We start from the raw sequence: 16,490 nt of genomic DNA, 5'->3' as shown, positions 1-16,490 counted from the left end.
TGACCTGCCCCTGAACTTTCATCCAGCCGCGACCGGAGCCCGGTTAGTGTTTACGCCAATTGGCGCAGGTTGAGCAATCGCCCGACGCGCGGAGCTTTCATCTCGCGCAGCGGGGCGGGCGATTGCGGCGGTCAGGGTCCGCGCGTAGTCAGCCGGGGCCTGGTAGTCCAAGGCCGAGTGCGGGCGTTCGGTGTTGTAGTCGGCAGCCCAGGCGGCGATCACGATACGGGCATGGGCCAGGTTGCGGAACATGGTCTCGTTGAGCAGCTCGTCCCGCATCCGCCCNTTGNAACTTTCCACAAATCCGTTCTGCATCGGCTTGCCCGGGGCGATGTAATGCCACTCAATGTCGCGATCGGCGGCAAAGGTTAAGATCGCGTTACTGGTCAGTTCGGTGCCGTTGTCAGAGACGATCATCCCGGGCTTTCCGCGGCGTTCGATCAGGGCGGCCAGTTCTCGCGCCACGCGCCGCCCCGAGATTGAGGTGTCCGGGATCGCCGCCAAACATTCCCGGGTCACGTCATCGACGATGTTCAGCACCCGGAATCTTCGCCCGCAATCGAACTGGTCATGGACGAAATCCAGCGACCAGCGTGCATTGGGCCGCGCCTCGACCAGGATAGGGGCCCGTGTTCCGACCGCCTTGCGCCGCGCCTTCCGCTTGCGCACCGTCAGCCCTTCTTCGCGGTAGAGCCGATAGATCCGATTGATCCCCGAGGGCTCGCCCTCGCGGCGCAGCAATACGAACAAGCGCCGGTAACCGAACCGCCGGCGCTCGTTGGCCAAGTCCCGCAACCGACCGCGTAACGCCGTATCCGGCGCGCGTCGGGATCGATAGCGGATCATCATTCGATCCGCGCCGACGATGTGACAGGCCCGCCGTTCCGAGAGGCCATGCTCGGCCCGAAGATACGCAACGGCTTCACGCTTCACGGCGGGCCCTACCACTTTTTTGCAACCAGGTCCTTCATCGCCGCCAGATCCAGCATCTGCTCGGCCAGCAGCTTCTTCAGCTTGGCGTTCTCATCCTCGAGCCCCTTCAGCCGCTTCGCCTCCGACACCGTCATGCCGCCGAACTTGGCCTTCCAGTTGTAGAAGGTGCCTTCCGACATGCCGTGCTTGCGGCACAGGTCAGCGCACTTCGCGCCTGCCTCATGCTCTGCCAGGATGCCGATGATCTGTTCGTCCGTGAATCTCGTTCGCTTCATTGTCCGTCCTCAAGTTGGGCCGGACTCTAATCGCATCTGGAGGAAAAATCCCGGGGCAGGTCAAACCCAAAAAACCGCGCTAAAGCAACCGCTTAGCGCGGTTTTTGTTTGCCCACATCTCACCCACATCAACAAAATCAAACGCTTGCATCCGCAGGTTCAAATCAGGTCTCCCAAACCTGCAACCATGCGGCAAGGCGAAGCCGGGCGCAGGATCGGCTGAAAAAGAGGGCTTGGCGAACAGCTGGCAGTCGCGCAAGCTATACGATAGTGAAGGCATATTCAGTTCGGCTGGGACTATGCTCCTGTTCTTGAGTCATTCCGGTGTCGACACTGCCGCGGCGGTGGAACTAAAGCGGCGGATTCTCGCATCGCCGGCGGCACGGAATGCGGGGCTGGAGGTCTGGCTGGACACGGACCGGGAGGCCGGCCTGCATGCCGGTACCGAGCACTGGCAGAAACAGCTCGAAGATGTGATGACCAAGCAGGCGCCTTCTGCGTTTATGTCGGCAGTCAGGATGTTACCAACTGGGTCGAACCCGAGGTTCGGCTCGGCATATCGCGGGCGACCGGCGACGGCGCCGTTCCCTTCGTCCCCGCCCTTGCGCCAGAGGCGTGTTCCGCCACGCTGCCGCCCTTTGCGCGCCAGCATCAGGCCGTCCGTGACCCGCTGGGCGACCCGGCAGCGCTGGCCGACCTGATTGCCGCCGCACTAGGCGGGCCGCGAAAGCCGGTCTTGGTGGAGGAGCCGTTCGTCGGCCTCCGCGCGATGGAGGAAGACGAGGCGCACTTGTTCTTCGGCCGCGAGAAGGAGGTTGGCAAGCTCGCCAAGCGGCTCCGGCGGCACCTGATCGTGGCGGTGGTGGCCGACAGCGGGGCAGGCAAGTCCTCGCTGGTCCGCGCGGGACTGGTGCCGGCCTTTCGCGGTGGGGTGCTGGAGCCGGACAACTGGCTTCAGCCCGAGGGGGTGTGCCGGCATGTCGTCATCATGCGCCCCCGCAACAATCCGCTTCAAGTTCTCCGCCGTGGTGTCGATGACGCCGCCAAAGCTCTCGGCCTGTTGGGGGACGCCCGTGCCAGCCTGCGCAAGCGGATCGACCTCAAGGATGCTGACGAGGCCGCCTATGCGGTGCGTTGCGACTTGCCGGCGGAAACGAAGACACTGCTGGTGGTTGACCAGTTCGAAGAACTGCTCACCCAGACCTCGGCGGAGGATGCCAAGGTCTTCATCGACCTTCTGTTGGCACTGGCCGATCCCTCTGCCAGGCGCGACTTTCACGTGGTGCTGACGGTGCGGGCCGACTATTTCAACCTGATCCGGGGACACGAGGCGCTTTTTGCGCAACTGAGGGCGGAGGACGGTGCCGCGCAGTACCGGCTGAAGCGGATGAGCGAAGCAGGGATCGCCCAACTGGTGCACGAGCCGCTGAAGATGGCGAACTATCATGACGCCGCCGACCGTGACGCGCTCGTGGCCGTCATTCAGCACGATGTCAGCGACCGGCCCGGCGATCTGGCGCTGATCCAGATGGCACTCTACGCGGCTTGGCGGCAGTCGCGGCGCGAGCGGTCCCGGATTTCGGCGGCCTATGGGCAAGTGGGCGGTGTGCTGGGGGCCGTCGCCGTCGAGGCGGAGCGGGTCCAGACCGATGTGCTGGACGAGGGCGAGCGGGCTTGGCTGCTGCTACTGTTTGCCCGGCTGATCCGGCTTGGCGATACCGGCGGCGCGATCGGGCGACAGGCGGCGCTGACGGAACTGGGGCCGGAGTGGGCGGCGCTGGCCCAGCGCCTCGGCAGCGAGGAGGGGGGCGGCTGCTGATGATCCGCGAAACTTCGGCCGAGATCGCCCATGAGGCGCTGATTACCCAATGGCCATGGTTACAGGAGCGGATACAGGAAAGCGCCGGTGATATCCGGGCCTTGGGGCGGTTGATCGACTCGGCTGGTTCATGGGAGGTAGACAAGCGCAATCCCTATGCGCTGCCGCATGCGGCGATGCGGGCAGAGTTCGAGGTGCTGCGCACCCGCCACCCCCGCTGGCTGTCCGCGTCCGAGACCGGCTTCCTCGACGCCGCCGGCCGCCGGGCGCGGCGCGAGTGGCTGATGTGGCGGGCGGTCGCGGCGGCGCTGGCGCTGTTGACGGTGGGCATGGGTGCCTTCGGGTGGCGCGAGGCCATGGCGCGGCAGGATGCTGAGATGGCACGGAAGGAGGCTGTGGAGGAGAAAAAACGGGCGGATGACGCTACTGCCGAAGCACAGAATCAGGCCGCACGGGCGCAGCAGGAAGCCGAATCTGCGCGACAAGCGCGGCAACAAGCCGAACACCAGACCGCACTGGCGCAGCGCGAGGCATGGCTTTCCCGGCGGAACCAGAACAGCGTGCTGACGGCATTGTCCACCGCCGCGTCGGCAGAAGGGCGACCTGTCGAGGCGGCCAAGCTGGCACTGATGGCATGGCCACGCAATGCGGCGGGGGAGAACCTCAACTTCGGCAGGCGATTTCAGCGGCGTCTCTGGCACTCCAGCACCTTCGAGAACGCTTTCGTCTCGAAGGCCATTTGCACGGGGTCACAAGCGTCGCCTTCTCCTTTGACGGGACGCTCCTTACCACCGGGTTCCGTGACCGGACGGCACGAGTGTGGAACCTCGCGACGGGGGCAGAGTTTCCCGGTCTCGAAGGCCATACCGTGGTCCCGGGCGTCGCCTTTTCTTCGGACAGGGCACGCCTCGCCGTCGGGTCCCAGGATGGGAACGTGCAGGTCTGGGACGTCGCCACAGCTGAGCTGATCGGCCCGCCGCTTGAAGGCCATGGAGGATCGGTCGGAAGCGTTGCCTTCCGCCGGACGGAATGCGCCTCGCCACTGGGTCCAGTGACAGGACAGCGCGGGTCTGGGATATCGCCACAGCTGGGCCGATCGGCCTGCCGCTTGAAGGCCATGGGAAAAGGGTTACGAGCGTCGCCTTCTCGCCGGACGGGACACGCCTCGTCACCGGGTCTGATGACAGGACGGCGCAGGTCTGGGACACCGCGACGGGAGTCGCGATCACCCGGCTCGACGGCCTTACATGCGATTGGCGCCGATCAGTTCGCTCCCGCTGGTTTTACCGTCCTCCTTCAGCCAGCTCGCCTGCCAGCTTCGGGTTTCCGCGCCGATGATCTCCTCCGCGATTGCCGCGATATCTGCGGCGGTTGCGTCCGGGTTCAGTGTGGCCCGGAGATTCGACAGTCGGTTGGCCGTTGCCCGATAGCTGAGGATCAACTCGTCATAGCGGCTCGCCTGGAGATGGGCGATGATCGTCCCCGACAGGGTGGTGAAGACCGCCGTCAGCGCGGCCAGATCGAAGGGGATCCACTTGCCGATAGCCGCAATCGCCGTAAGCGCCGCGGCGAGTGCAAGCACGAATTCCAGCCCGTGCAGCCGGCGGGATGGGACGATCATCCTGTTCGCGGCATTCTTGTAATACCCTATCTGCCCGTCCAGCCGCGTCGACAGATAGCCGCCGCGGTCGAGGGCATCGGGAGGCCAGAGGAAGAAGCGTGGGTCGAGGCCGGCCTTCGTGAGACCGACTTTCAGCTTCGTTAGTTCCGAGTTGGAAAAGGTGACATGCGCCTCGCGCCCATCGGGCAGGCTTGCGCGGAACATCCGATGATCTGTCCCACGGGCCAGTTGAACAATCTGCCGGCTGCCGGCCAGTTCTAGCGGCAATTCGCCGGTTGTCATCTCTTGGATCAGGACGCCGAATATCGGTTTGTTCAGCCGCAGGGCCAGCGTCATTTCTTTGCGGCACCAAGTCGAGGCAAGCCAGGCGCGGCTGATCAGAAGCACGACTGCTTCGCAGCGATTGACTGCCTCGTTCAGCGCCCGTTCCCAGCGCTCGCCGGCCAGGATGCCACGTACAGGGTCGAGACCGAGAAACAGGTCGTCAAAGCCTTGGCTCACCAGCCAATCCCGCAATGCCACTGCCGCAGCGTTGTCTGAAGGGGAGTGGCTCAGAAAGATGCGCGACATGACACCGCAGTTATTAAGGTGGAAAATGTATCAACGGAGAATACCTTAAGAAAAATTAGAGGCATATGTGCGAATCGTCAAGCTGAAGCGTCTTGGTGTGGCGACAATGGCAGTCGGGCAGCAGTGCAGTTGCGAGATCGTTGATCGAATAGGTAGACCGCGTTATTTTTGCCTAGCGCGGGGCAGAGGGTATGAACTTTTATACGCTATCACCCTTGCACTGGGTTGGTTAAGGGGATCCGATGGGCTATTAGTATTGTGATATAGTTGTTTTGCTCGGCGACAACTACGCAGCAGTTCGAAACAGACCATAACTGCCATATGGTGGAAGTGAGCCTTTGGTGAGATGATTGGCTGAAGTAAGTCGCATGGATTGATGCATGCGCACACCCGCAACCATCTTTACTTGCTCCCCGGCGGCTTTGTTGCGCGAATCGGCTAATGGCGGGAGTTCCCCTTCCCAGGCGGACTTATCCCACGGCTTCCGTAACGGGCATGCCGAGCGCGGTGTAGCCGTTCAGGACTGCGATACGGACCTGGATTTCGGCGGCCTGGCGGTCGAAGTCCCGCGCCATGAGGCGCTGCCCCAGCAGTTTCACACAGTGCATCTTGGTCTCGACGCGGCTTCGGCGGTGGTATCCACTCCATCGTCGCCACAATGCGCGCCCGAGGTATTTCGATGCCCGAAGGGTCTCATTGCGCGCCACGGCTCCGGCGGTGACGGTCTTCCACGGTTTCGCATTCTTGCGGGGCGGGATGACGGCATGAGCGCCGCGGTCGGCAATGGCATCGTGGCACTTGCGGGTGTCATAGGCACCATCTGCGGTGACACTTCCGATCTGCTCATCCTCCGGGATCTGGCTGAGCAGGTCGGGTAGAACCGGTGCGTCACCGATATGGCTCCCGGTGATTTCGACAGCGCGGATCTCCAGTGTTTGCTCGTCGATCCCAAGGTGGAGCTTGCGCCAGACCCGCCGGTTGGGGCCAGTGCTGTCGATCAGCAGGTGCAGTGGCCCCGCGGACCCACGATACGGGATATCCGCAGCGAGGGTCTTCTGGCGGCGCGACAGGGTGCTGAAGTCAGGCACCGTCTAATCCAGGCGAGGAGGCGAAGCAAACTCTCGACGAAGCCTGTCGTCTGTCGTAACGTCATGCCGAACAGCACCTTCATCGTCAGGCAGGTCTGAACGGCGGTGTCGCTGTAGGTCCGCTGGCGGCCACGCCTGCCTGTCGGCGTGGCATCCCAAGTCATGGCAGGATCGAACCAGATCGTCAGCGAGCCGCGACGCTCGAGCGCTTCATTGCAGGCTGGCCAGTTCCTGGTCTTGTAGGTCAGGGAGGAAGGTCTGCTCATGAATTACAGCTATCACTCTGGATCCACAGAATGAATCCCTCGAGGGATTTGTGCAACAAAGCCGCTGAACAGTGGCAAGCCCGTGAAAACCATCGGAAGTTATTGGGCATATTCCACCACGGTCTTTGACTATATACGTCGAGCGATGCCGTTGGATTCTCCGCAAAGCCTTACGCCCGACGAAGTTTATGCTGTTACCGCTTATCTGTTGGCGGAGAACGGGATCATCGGCGAACATGAAGTCATGAACGCCGGCACTCTTGCCAAGGTGCAGATGCCCAATCGCGGCGGTTTCGTTCCCGACGAGCGGCCTGATATCCAGACGAGTCGATGAGCCCAAGCCGCCTCGTCGATATTATGACGAGGCGGTGCAAGCTTGCCGACCAAACGAGGAACTCGCTATCAGCTCCCCTCGGTATTATGGACCGTGTCGAAGAACAGATCGCGCCAGTCGTCGGTATTGTGGGAAATGAGGCCCACCCGGGCCATGAAGTTCACATAGGGCAGCAGGCGCTCGGGCGTGGTCGTCCATTTGGTTTGCGGGTCCTTGATCAGGGCCACGATCTCGTCCTGGGTCAGGTTCGTGTTCTCGGCCTTTGCCCAGATCTGCGCCGCTTCCTCGGGATGTTCCTGGATGAAGGCGATGCCTTCCTCAAGTGCGACCATCAGCGCGCCGATGACCTCGGGATTGCCTTCAACGAAATCGTTCTTGGCCCAGATGGCGGTAAAGGTATGCGATCCGTCCAGAACGTCATAGCTGTCCAGCACCTTGTGGGCGCGCGAATCCTTGGCTTCGAGGTTCTGGAAGGGCGGTGAGCCGAAATGCGCGTTCACCTCGGACTGGCCACCAAGCAGCGCAAGCTGCGCATCGGGATGACCCATCGACACCGTGAAAGTATCAAGCGCCGCATGCTTGCCCTCGCCCAGGAATTTCTCCGCGCCCATTTGCAGGGTAATGGCCTGGATCGAGGTCTTGACGGCGGGCAGCGCGATCTTGTCCCCGCGCGAGAAATCCGCAAGCGACTTGATGTCCGGGTTGGTGGTCATCAGATGCAAGGGCATCGATGCCAGCGCCGCGACGCCCTTGATCTTGATATTGCCCTGCGTGCGCGCCCAGATCGTCAGCATCGGCGTGGTGCCGCCAGCGGCGATGTCCAGATTGCCCGAAAGCAGCGCCTCGTTCATCCCCGAGCCGCCGGTGAAGCGCAGCCATTCCGTGGTGACATCCACGCCGGCCGCTTTCGCGTGCTTTTCCAGCAGGCCCTGTTCCTGCACCAGCGTCAGGGGCATGTAGCCGATGCCGAATTGGCGGGCGAGCCGGACATGGACGGTTTCCGCCCAGGACGGCACAGCCGAAAATACCGAGACGGCAAGGCCCAGGACGACGGATAATTTGACGTTTTTCATTGCATTTCCTCCTAGAACCACGGCTGCGTGGTCAAAGGGCCCGCCCCTGCCTGGGCGGGCCCTGGTTTCAGTGCTGCACGCCCCAGCGCTGGATCGTGTAGCGCTCGATGGTGCGGAAGATCAGGTTCTCGACCACCAGGCCGATGATGATGACGGTCAGCAGGCCGGCAAAGACCATCGGGATGTCCAAGAGGTTCTTGTTTTCGAAGATGAACCAGCCCAGCCCGCCCGAGCCGGAGCTGACGCCGAACACCAGTTCGGCCGCGATCAGGGTCCGCCAGGCAAAGGCCCAGCCGATCTTCAGCCCGGTGAGGATGCTGGGAAAGGCCGCCGGGATCAGGATCTTGGTGATGAAGCTGAAGCCTTTCAGGCCATAGTTCCGCCCGACCATCTTCATGGTCTTGCTGACGCCCAGGAAACCCGAATGCGTGTTCAGCGCGATGGCCCAGGTGACAGAATGGACCAGCACGAAGACCAGGCTGGCATTGCCCAGGCCGAACCAGATCAGCGCCAGCGGCAGCAGCGCGATCGCCGGCAGTGGGTTGAACATCGAGGTCATGGTTTCCAGGAAATCGGTGCCGATCCGCGACGCCATCGCCAAGGCGGTCAGCGCGGCGGCAAGCCCGATGCCGAAGACATAGCCGGTGACGAGAACCTTGATCGAGACCCAGGCCGCCGAGGGCAGGGTGCCGTTCATCAATGACTTGAAGAGCGCCCCCGCTGTGGCCGTGAAGGTCGGAAACAGCAGGTCGTTGTTCAGCACCCGGCCATAGATTTCCCAGATGCAGGCCAGAACGACCAGAATGAACAGCTTGCGCAGCCACGGCTCGCGGTAGAGCAGTTCGAAGGTCGAAAGCGGTTGCTCGATAATCTTCAACTCGCCGCCGGCAACCTCTTCGTGATAGATTTCAGGGCGCTCGGTGGTGGCGCCGGGGCGCAGGGGCAGGACGCGCGCGGTGGCTTCAGGCATGCTCCATCTCCTCCGGCTCATGGGCAAAAAGCATCTGGTGGATGTGGCGCTCCAGCTCGGCCGCTTCGCGCGGGTCGGTGGTGCTGTTCAGCTCGGCCTTGACCCGGCCCGGATGCGGCGACAGCAGCAGGATGCGGTTGCCGATCTTGATTGCCTCGGCGATGGAGTGGGTGACGAACAGCACCGTGAAGCGCGTCTCGTCCCACAGCTTCAGCAACTCGTCCTGCATCTTGCGCCGGGTCAGGGCGTCCAGGGCGGCAAAGGGTTCGTCCATCAGCAGGATGTCGGGTTCCATCGCCATGCCGCGGGCGATGGCAACGCGCTGCTTCATGCCGCCCGAAAGCATATGCGGGTGGCTGTCGGCGAATTTTGCCAGCCCGACCTTTTCGACATACTCCATCGCCTTTTCCTCGGCCTGGCGGCGCGGCATGCGCTTGGCGCTTTGCAGGGCGAAGGCGACGTTCTGCTTGACGGTCTTCCAGGGCAGAAGCTGGTCGAACTCCTGGAACACCATCATCCGGTCGGGGCCGGGCTGAGTGATCTTGCGCCCCTTCAGCGACATTTCGCCCTCGGTCGGGGTAATGTAGCCGCCGACGGCCTTCTGAAGCGTGGATTTTCCGCAGCCCGAGGGGCCAAGCAGGATGAAACGATCACCCTGGTGGACATCGAAGCTGACGCGATAGGTTGCCGTTATCAGATGGTGCGGCGTCTTGTATTGCAACGTGACGCCCCTAACGGCAAGCAGCGGATCTTGATGCTGCATGTCTCCTCCCTATGGTTTCTGGCGTGCGCCCCGTCTCCGAAACGGGCCGCCGTGATGCTGGTTGCTCCCCCAGGGGAGAGGTTCGATACTGGTTCCTGCACCTCCTCCTTGCGGAACCTGTCCGGACGGCCACCACGGTCCGGCAAGAGCCAGGTGGTTTCATGAAGAGCACTGTATTTGAAAATTTTACTGCAACAAACGCATTAATTCTTATAATTACTGAAAACTTACCTTACGCTATTTCCCGGAACAACGGCGGGAAGCCAGGGGAATAGGCGTTGTTTCCTAATGCCTTGGAGGGCGGTTGCGGAAGTGCGCGGGGCCCCTCGATCCTCGCGCCGGCCTCGGACAGGGGCGGACGGCGAAAGCCGAAATCCCGGCACAGAGCCTGCATTGCGTCTTGTTCTGCCGTCGAAAGTGAATGAGGCGCGGCATGCCGCGATGCCTGCCGCAGATCCGCCTGCCGCATGCGTAAATTAATTTTACACAACAATTTAGAATTAGTTCCTTTGTGTTAGAAAAATTGCGTCATAGGGTGCATCATCAAGTAAGCCAACAGGTGCGCTGTGAGCGAGAATACAAAGACAATGCAGGTTTCGGTCTGGCGCGGATCAGGAGATCAGGGCGCTTACGAAACCTTCTCGGTGCCTGCCCATGACAACCAGACCGTGCTTGATGTCGTCAGCTGGATCCAGCAGGCCGTCGATCCGTCGCTGACCTATCGCTATGCCTGCCGGGTGGGCATGTGCGGTTCCTGCGCGATGATGGTCAACGGCCAGCCGCGCTGGACCTGCCGGACGCATGTCAAGCGCGTGCTGGAGGACGGCAGGCTTCAGATCGGGCCACTGCGCAATCTGCCGGTGATCAAGGATCTGGCGGCGGACATGGATCCGTTCTTCGACAAGTGGATCAAGGCAGGCGGTGTCCACAAGCCCAGCCGGACCCGCTCGGAGCCGATCCAGGAGGTCAGTCCGGAGGATCCCGGCCGGGTCGTCGCCAATACGGCGATCGAATGCATCAACTGCTCGGTCTGCTATGCCGCCTGCGATACGGTGGCGGGCAATCCCGACTATCTGGGCCCGGCGGCGCTGCAACGCGCCTGGACGCTTTACAACGACGTGAAGGTCCAGGACCGCCAGTCGATCCTGGATGCCGTCACCGGCTCGGACGGCTGCATGAACTGCCACACGCAGGGCAGTTGCACGCGCTTCTGCCCGAACGAGCTGGACCCGCTCAGCGCCATCGCCGGGCTCAAGCGGGCCGCCGCGCGGTCGTTCCTGAAGGGAAGGGGGTAGCATGTTGAATCTTCGTTACTACATGGCGCAGCGGTTGAGCGCGATGGTCATGGCTCCGCTGGTGCTGGGGCATCTGGCGGTCATGGCCTATGCCATCCAGGGCGGGCTGAGCAGCGCCGAGATCCTGGCCCGCACCCAAGGCAGCATCGCTTGGCTACTGTTCTACGGCAGTTTCGTGGTGGCGGTCTCGATCCATGCCGCCATCGGCTTGCGGGTGATCCTGCACGAGGCCACCGGCCTTCGGGGTCTGGCGCTGGAGCTTTTCACCTGGGGCACGGGCCTGGTCCTGCTGGTCATGGGGGCGCGCGCCGTGGCGGCCGTGACGGTGCTGTGATGATCAAGCCGCATCGCAAGCATCCGTTGTGGCTGGCCTATATGCTGCATCGCCTGTCCGGCCTGGCGCTGGCGCTGTTCCTGCCCGCGCATTTCTATGTCCTGTCCCTGGCGCTGACGCGGCCAGAGCGGCTGGACCGTTTCCTCGGCTTTGCCGAGAACCCCCTGGTCAAGCTGGCCGAGTTCGGGCTGGTCTTCCTGCTGGCGGTGCATTTCTTCGGCGGGCTGCGCCTGCTGGCGCTGGAGTTCCTGCCCTGGTCGCCGCGGCAGAAAAGCCTGGCCGCCGGCACCATCGCGGGCGCCTTCCTGATCTCTGGAACCTTTCTTCTGCGGGCGGTGTAGACCATGGCATTGAAATTCGACGTCGAACGGGACGAAACCGACATCCTGATCCTCGGCTCGGGGGGCGCGGGGCTGTTCGCGGCGCTGCACGCCCAGCAAAGCGCGCCCGAGGGCACCCGGATCACGCTGGCCGTCAAGGGGCTGATCGGCAAATGCGGCTGCACGCGCATGGTGCAGGGCGGCTATAACGTCGCGCTGGGCGGCGGCGACACGGTCGAGCGGCATTTCATGGACACGATCAACGGCGGCAAGTGGCTGCCGAACCAGGACATGGCCTGGAGGCTGTGCGAGCAAGCCGTGGTCCGCATCCGCGAGCTGGAAAACGAGATCGGCTGCTTCTTCGACCGCAATCCCGACGGCACGCTGCACCAGAAGGCCTTTGCCGGCCAGACCGCCGACCGCACCGTCCACAAGGGCGACCTGACGGGTATCGAGATCATCAGCCGGCTGATGGAGCAGGTGCTGGCCCGACCGATCCGCAAGTTGCAGGAACACCGCGCCATCGGGCTGATCCCGACCGCCGACGGGGCCTCGCTGGCGGGAGTGCTGTTCATCGACATGCGCACCGGCCGCTTTCGTTTCGTGCGGGCGAAATGCGTGATGATGGGCACCGGCGGCGGGCCGACCATGTACAAGTATCACACGCCCTCGGGCGACAAGACCATGGACGGGCTGGCCATGGCGCTGCGCATCGGCCTGCCGCTCCGCGACATGGAGATGGTGCAGTTCCATCCCACCGGCCTGCTGGCGGGCGACCATACCCGCATGACCGGGACGGTCCTGGAAGAGGGGCTGCGCGGCGCTGGCGGGCAATTGCTGAACGCGCGCGGCGACCGCTTCATGTTCGATTATGATGCGCGGGGCGAGCGGGCCACGCGCGACGTGGTCAGCCGCGGCATTTATGCCGAGATGCGCAAGAACAACGATCCCAGCCAGGTCGGCATGTTCATTTCCATGAGCCACCTCGGCCCCGAGAACGTGCGCAAGAAATTCGCCGGCATGGTCAAGCGTTGCGCCGATTCCGGCTTTGACCTGGCCGGCGGCAAGGTCGAGGTGGTGCCGACCGCGCATTACTTCATGGGCGGCGTGGTGGTCGATCCCGATACCCGCACCGAGATGGAGGGGCTTTACGTCGCGGGCGAGGATGCGGGCGGCGCGCATGGCTCGAACCGGTTGGGCGGCAACGGCGTGGCGAACTCGACCGTCTTCGGCGGCATCGCCGGCGACGTGATGGGCGCCGACATCCGCCGCATGGCTGCGTTGCGCGATCCCGACGAGGCGGTGCTGGCCTCGGAAATCGACCGCGCCTGCCGCCCGTTCTCGCAGGCTGCCGCGCCGATCCAGCCGCTGCGCCACAAGCTGCAGGAGGCGATGTGGGAGGATGTCGGCGTCATGCGCACCGGCGCCGGCTTGCAGCGTGGCCAGAAGCGCGTCGCGGAAATCCGCGAGGAACTGATGCAGACCGGGGTGGATCCGGCAAACCTGGCCTTCAACCTGACCTGGCACGACTGGCTGAACATGGCCTCGCTGGTCGAGGTGTCCGAGGTCATCGCCCGCGCCGGCGAGCTGCGCGAGAACTCGCGGGGGGCGCATTTCCGCGAGGATTTCCCTGAAAGCGGCGATCTGGAGGGCTCGTATTTCACTCTCGCACGCAAAAAGGGCGGTGACCTGACGCTGAGCCGGGAACAGGTCGCCTTCACCATCGTCCGTCCGGGCGAGTCGATCCTGTCCGAGGATGAACCCGAAACGCTGGTGGCCGCGCAATAGCCGACCCGAGGAGGAAGCGAAACGTGATACCGATCAACCTGATCCAGTCCACGGCCGAGGAACTGATGGCCAAGGCGGCCATCGAGATCCCCGAGGATTACCTGCACGGGCTGAAGGCGGCCGCCCAGACCGAAGATGGCGACCTGTCCTCCTTCGTGCTGCAAGCGATGCTGGAGAATTACGAGGCAGCCAAGCAGGACCGCCGCGCCATGTGTGGCGATACCGGCACGCCGCGCTGGTATGTCAAGATGGGCAACGACACCCGCCTCGAGGGCGGCCCCGTGGCGCTGGAAGAAGCGCTGCGCCGCGCCACCGCCAATGCGACGAACGGAGTTCCGCTGCGGCCGAACCGCGTGCATCCGCTTTGGCGCACCGACCACAACAACAATGTCGGCATCGGCGCGCCTGAGATCGAATACGGCTATGAGCCCGGCGGCGAATGGATCGACCTGATCACCGTCCACAAGGGCGGGCTGTTCGGCACCGATTACCGGATGCTGTTCCCCTCGGACGGGATCCAGGGGATCAAGCGGTTCTACCTCGACAGCCTGGTGGCCTTTGGCAAGCGCGGCCTGGCCTGCCAGCCGGCAATCATCGGCATCGGTCTGGGCGGCTGCAAGGACACTTGCATGGTGCTGGGCAAGCGCGCCGCCTGCCTGCGCACGGTGGGCAATCGCAACAGCGATCCGCGTATCGCCGCGCTGGAGGAGGAGTTCAAGGAACTGGGCAACTCCATCGGCATGGGCGCGATGGGCTTCGTCGGCAAGAACATGGTGATCGATACCCATATCGAGGTCGGCTATTGCCATACCGGCGGCATGCAGATGTCGGTTCATGCCTTCTGCCTGTCCTCGCGTCGCGCCGTCGCGCGCATCTTTCCCGACGGGCGGGTCGAGCATCGCACCGATCCCGACTGGTTCACCCCCTATCAGCGCCGCGAGACGGTCGGCTGGGAGATGGCCCAACAGCCTGCCACCACGGAGGCTGCCGAATGAAACCGCGCGAAATCATCCTGTCCACCACCCCGACCCCCGAGGAGATCGCGGAGTTGCGGCTTGGCGACATCGTCTATCTGAACGGGTTGATGTATACCGCGCGCGAAGGCGTCTACATGCGCGCGCTGGAGGACAAGGCGAATATCCCGATGGAACTGCCGTCGCAAAGCGCGGCGAATTTCCATTGCTCGCCCGCTGCCACCATCCGCGAGGATGGCAGTTTTGACATGGGCGCCGTGACCGCGACCGCGAGTTTCCGCTTTGCGAAATGGTTGCCCGAGTGGATGGCCAAGACCGGCGCCAAGCTGATCATCGGCAAGGGCGGCATGTCGTCCAGGGACTACAAGGAATATTTCGTCCCCAATGGCGCGGTCTACCTGTCCACTGTCGGCTACGGCACCGGCGCGCTTCTGGGCCGCGGGGTCGAGAATGTCGAGGCCGTGCATTGGAACGAGGAACTGGGTCTTGCACAGGCGATGTGGGTGATCCGCTGCAACCGGATGGGGCCGTTCCTGGTGGCCTCGGACCTCGAGGGCAATTGCCTGTTCGAGCGCGAGAATGCCAAGATCGCCGAGAACCTGGAGCGCGTCTATCAAGGCACCAAGCCCGCCGTCCTCAAGCGGTTCGGCGAGACGGACGACCGCCGCGACGAGCTCATCGGATGAGGCAGCTTGCCGCCACCATGCCCGGCAGCCTGCGCATCCTGTTTCCGGGGGTGGTTTCATCCATCACCGTGGCGCTTGCCGCCAGGTTCATCTCCGAGCATTACGGCGCGCCCGTGATGCTGATGGCCCTGCTGCTCGGCATGGCCTTCACCTTTCTGGCCGAGGCCGGATCGACCACCGCGCCGGGCATCGAGTTCGCCTCGAAGAAGCTCCTGCGTTTCGGGGTCGCGCTGCTGGGTCTGGGCATCACCGTTCAGCAGATCGCCTCGGCCGGGATCGAGGTGGTGCTTGTCACCTTCGCCGGCGTCGGGCTGACCATCGCGGGGGGCGTCGTGCTGGCGCGGATCCTGGGGCGGCCGCTGCCTTTCGGCCTGCTTGCCGGCGGGGCGGTCGCGATCTGCGGGGCCTCGGCGGCGCTGGCGATCTCATCGGTGCTGCCCAGGTCCGACGCGAACCACGAACGCGACACCATCTTCACCGTGATCGCCGTCACGGCGCTTTCGACGCTGGCGATGATCCTTTACCCGATGATCGGCGCGGCGCTCGGCCTGTCGGATCACGCTATGGGCGTGTTCTTCGGCGCGACGATCCACGACGTGGCGCAGGTGGTCGGTGCGGGCTATTCAGTCTCGGAGGAGGCCGGCGCGACGGCGACCTTCGTCAAGCTGCTGCGCGTGGCCCTGTTGGTGCCCATCGTCGTCGCCCTGTCCGTCATGTTCGGCAGGAACCCCGCGGCGGGACAGGCCGGCAGTCTGCCGATTCCGTTCTTCGTCATCGGCTTTGCCGCGCTGGTGCTGATCGGCAGCGCCAATCTCGTCCCGCCCGACGTGACGGCGATGCTGCTGGAACTGTCGCGCTGGTGCCTGATCACCGCTATCGCGGCGCTTGGCATGAAGACCTCGCTCAAGAAGCTGGGCGAGGTTGGTGGCAGCGCCATCGCCATCGTCTGCGGCCTGACCGTGCTTCTGGCGGGTTTTGCGCTGGGCGCGATTCATCTGCTGAAAATCTGAACCCCACCTGACCGAAGGAAGATCGCGATGTTCATCGACATGCGGACCTATACGCTGAAGAACGGCAATGTTTCCAAGTTCCTCAAGCTTTACGAGGAAGAGGGGCTGGCGGTGCAGACCCGCATCCTGGGCAATATGGTCGGATATTACTTCACCGATATCGGGCCCCTGAACCAGATCGTCCATATGTGGGGCTATGACAGCATGGACGACCGCTGGGAACGGCGCAAGGCGCTGCAAGCCTCGGACGAATGGCAGGCCTATGCCGTGCAGATGCGGCTGCTGGTCGATCACATCGAGAACAAGATCCTGGTCCCGGCGCCGTTCTTCCAGCAGGGCTGACCAGGGCGGAGCGGGGAAACCGAAAAAGG

General features: G+C 63.5%; 16 protein-coding genes and 3 pseudogenes. 13 read left to right on the top strand and 6 right to left on the bottom strand.

The genetic code is table 11. From position 1 onward, the window contains the following. Positions 1 to 18: 18 nt before the first annotated feature. A protein-coding gene (locus L632_RS0116215) for an IS3 family transposase (RefSeq protein ID WP_156933676.1) occupies positions 19 to 1,208 on the bottom strand; the annotation gives its coding sequence in 2 pieces (ribosomal slippage) (positions 19 to 956 and positions 956 to 1,208; 1,191 coding nt in all). 739 nt (positions 1,209 to 1,947) lie between these two features. Between L632_RS0116215 and L632_RS0116205 the strand changes: the two genes are divergently transcribed. The 4 genes and pseudogenes from L632_RS0116205 to L632_RS25180 all read left to right on the top strand — a co-directional run bounded on the left by L632_RS0116205 (position 1,948) and on the right by L632_RS25180 (position 4,365). After that, on the top strand, positions 1,948 to 3,027 hold the full coding sequence (locus tag L632_RS0116205) for a hypothetical protein (protein WP_156933675.1): 1,080 nt from the start codon (positions 1,948 to 1,950) through the stop codon (positions 3,025 to 3,027). Continuing rightward, positions 3,027 to 3,119: pseudogene (locus L632_RS25190) on the top strand (hypothetical protein); the annotation flags it as partial. The gene L632_RS0116205 and the pseudogene L632_RS25190, both read left to right, overlap by 1 nt. Before the next feature lie 440 nt (positions 3,120 to 3,559). Continuing rightward, a pseudogene (locus L632_RS25185) lies at positions 3,560 to 3,931 on the top strand (WD40 repeat domain-containing protein); the annotation flags it as partial. Between the two features lie 92 nt (positions 3,932 to 4,023). Next, positions 4,024 to 4,365 carry a WD40 repeat domain-containing protein gene (locus L632_RS25180; protein WP_371255995.1) on the top strand — a complete coding sequence of 114 codons (342 nt, stop codon included), beginning with the start codon at positions 4,024 to 4,026 and terminating at the stop codon, positions 4,363 to 4,365. Here L632_RS25180 and L632_RS0116195 read toward each other — a convergent pair. Both L632_RS0116195 and L632_RS22885 read right to left on the bottom strand, forming a co-directional pair. Continuing rightward, complete coding sequence (locus L632_RS0116195; protein WP_028717130.1) at positions 4,271 to 5,218, bottom strand: SLATT domain-containing protein; 948 nt, start codon at positions 5,216 to 5,218, stop codon at positions 4,271 to 4,273. The two genes, L632_RS25180 and L632_RS0116195, sit on opposite strands and share 95 nt — an antisense overlap. A 470-nt stretch (positions 5,219 to 5,688) precedes the next feature. After that, positions 5,689 to 6,572, bottom strand: a pseudogene (locus L632_RS22885) (IS5 family transposase). Between the two features lie 82 nt (positions 6,573 to 6,654). Here L632_RS22885 and L632_RS22880 point away from each other — a divergent pair. Beyond that, positions 6,655 to 6,906, top strand: coding sequence for a c-type cytochrome (locus L632_RS22880; protein ID WP_156929559.1), 252 nt, complete (start codon positions 6,655 to 6,657; stop codon positions 6,904 to 6,906). 68 nt (positions 6,907 to 6,974) lie between these two features. Here L632_RS22880 and L632_RS0116180 read toward each other — a convergent pair whose 3' ends face one another. The 3 genes from L632_RS0116180 to L632_RS0116170 all read right to left on the bottom strand — a co-directional run bounded on the left by L632_RS0116180 (position 6,975) and on the right by L632_RS0116170 (position 9,712). Then, positions 6,975 to 7,979, bottom strand: a complete 1,005-nt coding sequence (locus L632_RS0116180) for an ABC transporter substrate-binding protein (protein WP_028714734.1) — start codon at positions 7,977 to 7,979, stop codon at positions 6,975 to 6,977. Between the two features lie 67 nt (positions 7,980 to 8,046). After that, a complete protein-coding gene (locus tag L632_RS0116175) occupies positions 8,047 to 8,949 on the bottom strand; it encodes an ABC transporter permease (protein WP_028714735.1) in 903 nt (300 codons plus the stop codon). Further along, complete coding sequence (locus L632_RS0116170; protein WP_028714736.1) at positions 8,942 to 9,712, bottom strand: ABC transporter ATP-binding protein; 771 nt, start codon at positions 9,710 to 9,712, stop codon at positions 8,942 to 8,944. The genes L632_RS0116175 and L632_RS0116170 overlap by 8 nt, the downstream gene beginning before the upstream one ends. 566 nt (positions 9,713 to 10,278) lie before the next feature. Between L632_RS0116170 and L632_RS0116165 the strand changes: the two genes are divergently transcribed. The 8 genes from L632_RS0116165 to L632_RS0116130 are packed head-to-tail and all read left to right on the top strand — an operon-like array spanning position 10,279 to position 16,461. Further along, on the top strand, positions 10,279 to 11,007 hold the full coding sequence (locus L632_RS0116165) for a succinate dehydrogenase/fumarate reductase iron-sulfur subunit (protein WP_028717128.1): 729 nt from the start codon (positions 10,279 to 10,281) through the stop codon (positions 11,005 to 11,007). Position 11,008: 1 nt separating this feature from the next. Then, positions 11,009 to 11,341, top strand: coding sequence for a succinate dehydrogenase (locus tag L632_RS0116160; RefSeq protein ID WP_028714738.1), 333 nt, complete (start codon positions 11,009 to 11,011; stop codon positions 11,339 to 11,341). Beyond that, the gene (gene sdhC, locus L632_RS0116155) at positions 11,341 to 11,682 is read left to right on the top strand and encodes a succinate dehydrogenase, cytochrome b556 subunit (RefSeq protein ID WP_036698527.1); all 342 of its coding nucleotides are present in this window, start codon (positions 11,341 to 11,343) and stop codon (positions 11,680 to 11,682) included. The genes L632_RS0116160 and sdhC overlap by 1 nt, the downstream gene beginning before the upstream one ends. Before the next feature lie 3 nt (positions 11,683 to 11,685). Next, complete coding sequence (locus tag L632_RS0116150) at positions 11,686 to 13,449, top strand: FAD-binding protein (RefSeq protein ID WP_036698525.1); 1,764 nt, start codon at positions 11,686 to 11,688, stop codon at positions 13,447 to 13,449. A 23-nt stretch (positions 13,450 to 13,472) separates the two neighbouring features. Next, the gene (locus L632_RS0116145; protein WP_028717126.1) at positions 13,473 to 14,444 is read left to right on the top strand and encodes a fumarate hydratase; all 972 of its coding nucleotides are present in this window, start codon (positions 13,473 to 13,475) and stop codon (positions 14,442 to 14,444) included. Further along, positions 14,441 to 15,109 carry a fumarate hydratase C-terminal domain-containing protein gene (locus tag L632_RS0116140; protein ID WP_028714742.1) on the top strand — a complete coding sequence of 223 codons (669 nt, stop codon included), beginning with the start codon at positions 14,441 to 14,443 and terminating at the stop codon, positions 15,107 to 15,109. Before L632_RS0116145 ends, L632_RS0116140 begins: the two co-directional genes overlap by 4 nt. Further along, positions 15,106 to 16,119, top strand: a complete 1,014-nt coding sequence (locus L632_RS0116135) for a YeiH family protein (RefSeq protein ID WP_028717125.1) — start codon at positions 15,106 to 15,108, stop codon at positions 16,117 to 16,119. The genes L632_RS0116140 and L632_RS0116135 overlap by 4 nt, the downstream gene beginning before the upstream one ends. A gap of 27 nt (positions 16,120 to 16,146) precedes the next feature. Continuing rightward, positions 16,147 to 16,461: an NIPSNAP family protein gene (locus L632_RS0116130; protein ID WP_028714744.1), complete on the top strand. Its 315-nt coding sequence runs from the start codon at positions 16,147 to 16,149 to the stop codon at positions 16,459 to 16,461. Positions 16,462 to 16,490 lie beyond the last annotated feature (29 nt).

The organism is Paracoccus sp. J39, from assembly GCF_000518925.1.
Classification (GTDB): domain Bacteria; phylum Pseudomonadota; class Alphaproteobacteria; order Rhodobacterales; family Rhodobacteraceae; genus Paracoccus.
Note: the sequence above shows the minus strand (reverse complement) of the source record. Positions and strands in the feature narration are given on the sequence as shown.

Bases quoted from the DNA above. Each gene is read 5' to 3' on its own strand.
- L632_RS0116175 (WP_028714735.1), bottom strand. From the start codon at position 8,949: ATGCCTGAAGCCACCGCGCGCGTCCTGCCCCTGCGCCCCGGCGCCACC.
- L632_RS0116130 (WP_028714744.1), top strand. From the start codon at position 16,147: ATGTTCATCGACATGCGGACCTATACGCTGAAGAACGGCAATGTTTCC.
- L632_RS0116195 (WP_028717130.1), bottom strand. From the start codon at position 5,218: ATGTCGCGCATCTTTCTGAGCCACTCCCCTTCAGACAACGCTGCGGCA.
- L632_RS0116150 (WP_036698525.1), top strand. From the start codon at position 11,686: ATGGCATTGAAATTCGACGTCGAACGGGACGAAACCGACATCCTGATC.
- L632_RS0116170 (WP_028714736.1), bottom strand. From the start codon at position 9,712: ATGCAGCATCAAGATCCGCTGCTTGCCGTTAGGGGCGTCACGTTGCAA.
- L632_RS0116180 (WP_028714734.1), bottom strand. From the start codon at position 7,979: ATGAAAAACGTCAAATTATCCGTCGTCCTGGGCCTTGCCGTCTCGGTA.
- sdhC (WP_036698527.1), top strand. From the start codon at position 11,341: ATGATCAAGCCGCATCGCAAGCATCCGTTGTGGCTGGCCTATATGCTG.
- L632_RS0116140 (WP_028714742.1), top strand. From the start codon at position 14,441: ATGAAACCGCGCGAAATCATCCTGTCCACCACCCCGACCCCCGAGGAG.
- L632_RS0116135 (WP_028717125.1), top strand. From the start codon at position 15,106: ATGAGGCAGCTTGCCGCCACCATGCCCGGCAGCCTGCGCATCCTGTTT.
- L632_RS0116160 (WP_028714738.1), top strand. From the start codon at position 11,009: ATGTTGAATCTTCGTTACTACATGGCGCAGCGGTTGAGCGCGATGGTC.